Source organism: Luteibacter sp. (assembly GCF_051958795.1).
Classification (GTDB): domain Bacteria; phylum Pseudomonadota; class Gammaproteobacteria; order Xanthomonadales; family Rhodanobacteraceae; genus Luteibacter.
Genome location: NZ_JBQCFT010000344.1, coordinates 1 through 4,543 on the forward strand (window position 1 = coordinate 1; position 4,543 = coordinate 4,543).

Here is a 4,543-nt window from a genome sequence, read left to right on the forward strand (position 1 = left end):
TCGGACGTAATCTTTGCGGCTTCCAGCAGGGGGCCATAGCTCAGCTGGGAGAGCGCCTGCATGGCATGCAGGAGGTCGCCGGTTCGATCCCGGCTGGCTCCACCAACTTCTAGTACGTCCCCATCGTCTAGAGGCCTAGGACATCACCCTTTCACGGTGGCGACCGGGGTTCGAATCCCCGTGGGGACGCCACTTTCCGGTCCGCCGGTTAGTGTAATGGATGTAGAAGTTGGTAGTTGTTGGAAGTTGGAAAACTAGTGTGGAGCGGTAGTTCAGTCGGTTAGAATGCTGGCCTGTCACGCCGGAGGTCGCGGGTTCGAGTCCCGTCCGCTCCGCCACTTTCCAAAGAAGAATCCGCCATCTGGCGGATTTTTTTTGCCTGGAATTTACCGGGTGGCCGCGGTAGGAGCCCACCCTGTGGGCGACATCTTTCGCCTCAAGGCAACAGGGCCTGTGGCGTTATCGCGAACGGCGTCGCCCACAGGGTGGGCTCCTACCCGCCCGCGATCAGGCTCCCTCGACCCTGGCCAGCGTCCCGATCGAGTGGCCCTGCTCCGCCAGGTACTCCAGCCAGCGGCTGAGGAACCCATTCATGCGCAGGCGGTGCTGCAGGACCGTGTCCGCCGGCGGGAAAGGGCCAAGCACCTGCCAGAGCTTGCGCCCGGGGTGGCAATGCAGGGCCTCGGCCACGTGGGCGTCGGTGTACATGCGCAACTGCGCCGAGGGCGAAGGCTGGCCGGTGGCTTCATCCACGAAATCGTAGGTGAGTTCCAGCTCCAGCGTGTACGGGTGCTTTTCCTGGATTTCCAGGCGCACGTTCAGGCCATCGTCCACATCGGACAGATAGACGCCCGGTGCCAGCCGCTGCGGGGCGAACAGCCGCGCGAGCCGGTGGTAGTTCTCCGAATACAGCCCCATCAGGAATTCGAAGCGTCCCGGGATGAGTGAGGCTGGGCGTTCGAGGATGGCGGTCATAAGCGGGGTCGGTCTCCGTCAATGTCTCTGGTTAATACATGTGCCGTTCGATGCCGAGGTACTCGAAGATCTTGCTCGAGATTTCCTCGATCGAGGTGTGCGTCGTGTTGAGGACCGGGATGTTCTCCCGGCGCATCAGGCGATCCGCCTGCTCCAGCTCCCAACGACACTGCTTCAGCGTGGCGTAGCGGCTGCCGGGTCGGCGCTGCTCACGGATCTGGGCCAGGCGGTTGGGGTCGATCGTCAGGCCGAACAGCCTGCTGCGGTAAGGGCGGAGACGCATCGGCAGTTCGAGCTTGTCGAGGTCGTCGTCCGTGAGGGGGTAATTGGCGGCACACACGCCGTAATGCAAGGCCATGTACAGGCAGGTCGGGGTCTTGCCCGATCGCGACACGCCCACGAGCACCACGTCGGACTGGTTGTAATCCACGTCCAGGCCGTCATCGTGGGCCAGGGCGTAGTTCGTCGCCTCGATCCGCGCCTCGTAACGTGCCGAATCCACCAGGCCATGGGAACGGTTCACCGCACCGGACTGCTTGACGCCCAGCTCGTGCTCCAGCGGATCGATGAAGGGCGCGAACACGTCGAGCATCAGTGCCCCGCTGCCGGCGACGATATCGCACAGCGCCTTCGAGGTCATGGTGTTGACGACGATGGGGCGCTGCCCGTCCTGTGCATATTTGGTCTTGATGCGCAGGGCTGCCGATTCCGCCTTGGCCGGGTTATCGATGAACGGCAGCCTGTGGGTATCGAATTCCACCCCATCGAACTGGGTAAGCATGCTGTTGCCGATGGTCTCGGCCGTAATGCCGGTGGAATCGGATATGAAAAAGACGGTGCGCCGCATCGGACGGTTTCCCTGGGTTGGTTCCATGACTCCCACCTTAAGACCAATACGCCGTCATAACCATCCACCCCCCATTATCACGAGGGAAATGATGCAACGCCCCTTGTGCATCGACCATACCACCGCGACAATGCGCCGGTTTTTATACCAGCGCGGCCCGCCGCCCAACCGATGTGAGGATCTTCCTTTGAGCGACCTGGTACTTTGGCTCGACGCGCTACGCATGACCGACCTGGGCAAGGTAGGCGGCAAGAACGCCTCCCTTGGCGAAATGATCGGCAATCTGGCGAAACTGGGCGTCTCCGTCCCCGGTGGCTTTGCCACCACGGCCGACGCCTTCCAGACCTACCTTGAAAAGAGCGGCCTCGCGAAGCGGATCCAGGAACGCCTGGCCACGCTCGACGTGGATGACGTGGATGAGCTCACCCGCGGCGGCAAGGAAATCCGCGGCTGGATCGTCGATACCGCCCTGCCCGCCGACCTCGAGCAGGCCATCCGCGACGCGTACATCAAGCTCTGCAAGGACGCCGGCGCCACCGATATCGCCGTGGCCGTGCGCTCCTCCGCTACCGCCGAAGACCTGCCCGACGCCTCGTTCGCCGGCCAGCAGGAGACCTTTCTCAACGTCGTGGGCATCGACGATGTGCTGCACAAGGTGAAGGAAGTCTTCGCCTCGCTGTACAACGATCGCGCCATCGCCTACCGCGTCCACCAGGGCTTCAAGCACGAGGACGTATTCCTGTCCGCTGGCGTGCAGCTCATGGTCCGCTCCGATGTCGGCGCGTCGGGCGTGCTGTTCACGCTCGACACCGAATCCGGCTTCCGCGACGTGGTGTTCGTCACCGGTTCGTACGGCCTGGGCGAAATGGTCGTCCAGGGCGCGGTGAACCCCGATGAGTTCTATGTGTTCAAGCCGACCCTGCGCGCCGGCAAGCCGGCCGTGCTCCGCCGCAGCCTCGGCGCCAAGCAGCAGCGCATGGTTTATTCCGACCAGCCGGGCGAGCGCGTACGCATCGAGGAGACGCCTTCCACCCTGCGCCACCAGTTCTGCATCGTCGATGCCGATGTCGAGGAGCTCTCGCGCCAGGCACTCATCATCGAGAAGCACTACGGCCGCCCGATGGATATCGAGTGGGCGAAGGATGGCAACACCGGCAAGCTCTACATCGTGCAGGCCCGCCCTGAAACGGTGAAGTCGCGTTCGCACGCCACCACCCTCGAGCGCTTCCAGCTCAACGAAAAGGGCAAGGTGCTGACCGAGGGCCGTGCCATCGGCCCGAAGATCGGCTCAGGCAAGGCGCGCGTCATCAAGTCGCTGGCCGACATGAACAAGGTGCAGCCCGGCGACGTACTCGTGGCCGACATGACCGATCCCGACTGGGAGCCGGTGATGAAGCGCGCCGCGGCGATCGTCACCAACCGTGGCGGCCGTACCTGCCACGCGGCGATCATCGCCCGTGAGCTGGGCGTGCCGGCCGTGGTCGGTTGCGGCAACGCGCTGCAGACCATTCCGGACGGCGCCGACGTCACCGTCTCCTGCGCGGAAGGCGATACCGGCACGATCTACGAAGGCATCCTGAAGTTCGATCGCATCACCGCCGACCTAGGCGCGATGCCGGAGGCCCCGCTCAAGATCATGATGAACGTGGCCAACCCCGAGCGTGCCTTCGACTTCGGCATGCTGCCGAACGGCGGCATCGGCCTGGCCCGCCTCGAGATGATCATCGCCAGCCACATCGGCGTGCACCCGAAGGCGCTGCTGGAATACGCGAAGCAGGATCCGGAGACGAAGGCCCGCATCGATGCGCGCATCGCCGGTTACAAGGATCCGGTGTCGTTCTATACGGATCGCCTTGGCGAAGGCATCGCCACCATCGCCGCCTCGGTATACCCGAAGCCGGTGATCGTGCGCCTGTCGGACTTCAAGTCGAACGAGTACGCCGGCCTGCTCGGCGGTTCGCGTTACGAGCCGCACGAAGAAAACCCGATGATCGGCTACCGCGGCGCCAGCCGTTACGTCTCGGCGGATTTCGCCGAATCGTTCGCGCTGGAATGCAAGGCCGTGAAGTACGTGCGCGAGACCATGGGCCTCGACAACGTATGGGTCATGATCCCATTCGTACGCACGCTGGATGAAGGCCGCAAGGTCATCGAGGTGCTGCGGAAGAACGGCCTCGTGCAGGGCGAGAACGACCTGAAGGTCATCATGATGTGCGAGGTGCCGTCCAACGCGCTGCTGGCGGATGAGTTCCTCGATATCTTCGATGGCTTCTCGATCGGCTCCAACGACCTCACCCAGCTCACCCTGGGCCTGGACCGTGACTCGAGCATCGTGGCCAACCTGTTCGACGAACGCGACCCCGCGGTGAAAAAGCTGCTGGCGCTGGCGATCAAGACGGCGCGTGAAAAGGGCAAGTACGTCGGCATCTGCGGCCAGGGCCCCTCCGACCACCCGGATCTTGCCGAGTGGCTGATGGAACAGGGCATCGAATCGGTATCGCTCAATCCGGATACCGTCGTCGACACCTGGCTGCGCCTGGCGAAGAAAAAGGCGGGCTAATCAGAAAGGGCGGGGGCAACCCCGCCCTTTTTTTGTTTGTGGGAGGGGGGGGGGGGGGGGGGGGGGGTGGGGGGGGGGGGCGGCGGCCCCGCCGCCGCCCCCCCCGCGGGCGGCGGCTGGTGGGGGGGTGCGGCGGGGGGGGGGGGGGGGGGGGGGGGGGG

3 protein-coding genes and 3 tRNA genes are annotated in these 4,543 nt (G+C 64.3%); 4 read left to right on the forward strand and 2 right to left on the reverse strand.

The annotated features are described in order from the left end of the window. The first annotated feature begins 29 nt into the window (after window positions 1-29). From ACTHLF_RS18105 to ACTHLF_RS18115, 3 genes are all read left to right on the forward strand, one after another. A tRNA-Ala gene (locus tag ACTHLF_RS18105) sits at window positions 30-105 on the forward strand. An 11-nt stretch (window positions 106-116) separates the two neighbouring features. Next, window positions 117-192, forward strand: a tRNA-Glu gene (locus tag ACTHLF_RS18110). Between the two features lie 69 nt (window positions 193-261). After that, window positions 262-338, forward strand: a tRNA-Asp gene (locus ACTHLF_RS18115). Window positions 339-507: 169 nt separating this feature from the next. Here the strand turns inward: ACTHLF_RS18115 and ACTHLF_RS18120 are convergent. Continuing rightward, window positions 508-975, reverse strand: a complete 468-nt coding sequence (locus tag ACTHLF_RS18120; protein ID WP_440329159.1) for a DUF1249 domain-containing protein — start codon at window positions 973-975, stop codon at window positions 508-510. A gap of 31 nt (window positions 976-1,006) precedes the next feature. After that, the gene (gene ppsR, locus ACTHLF_RS18125) at window positions 1,007-1,822 is read right to left on the reverse strand and encodes a posphoenolpyruvate synthetase regulatory kinase/phosphorylase PpsR (protein WP_045829776.1); all 816 of its coding nucleotides are present in this window, start codon (window positions 1,820-1,822) and stop codon (window positions 1,007-1,009) included. A gap of 187 nt (window positions 1,823-2,009) precedes the next feature. Between ppsR and ppsA the strand changes: the two genes are divergently transcribed. After that, window positions 2,010-4,382 carry a phosphoenolpyruvate synthase gene (gene ppsA / locus ACTHLF_RS18130; RefSeq protein ID WP_440329160.1) on the forward strand — a complete coding sequence of 791 codons (2,373 nt, stop codon included), beginning with the start codon at window positions 2,010-2,012 and terminating at the stop codon, window positions 4,380-4,382. Window positions 4,383-4,543 lie beyond the last annotated feature (161 nt).

Coding starts and splice junctions, on each gene's coding strand:
- ACTHLF_RS18120 (WP_440329159.1), bottom strand. CDS start 975: ATGACCGCCATCCTCGAACGCCCAGCCTCACTCATCCCGGGACGCTTC.
- ppsR (WP_045829776.1), bottom strand. CDS start 1,822: ATGCGGCGCACCGTCTTTTTCATATCCGATTCCACCGGCATTACGGCC.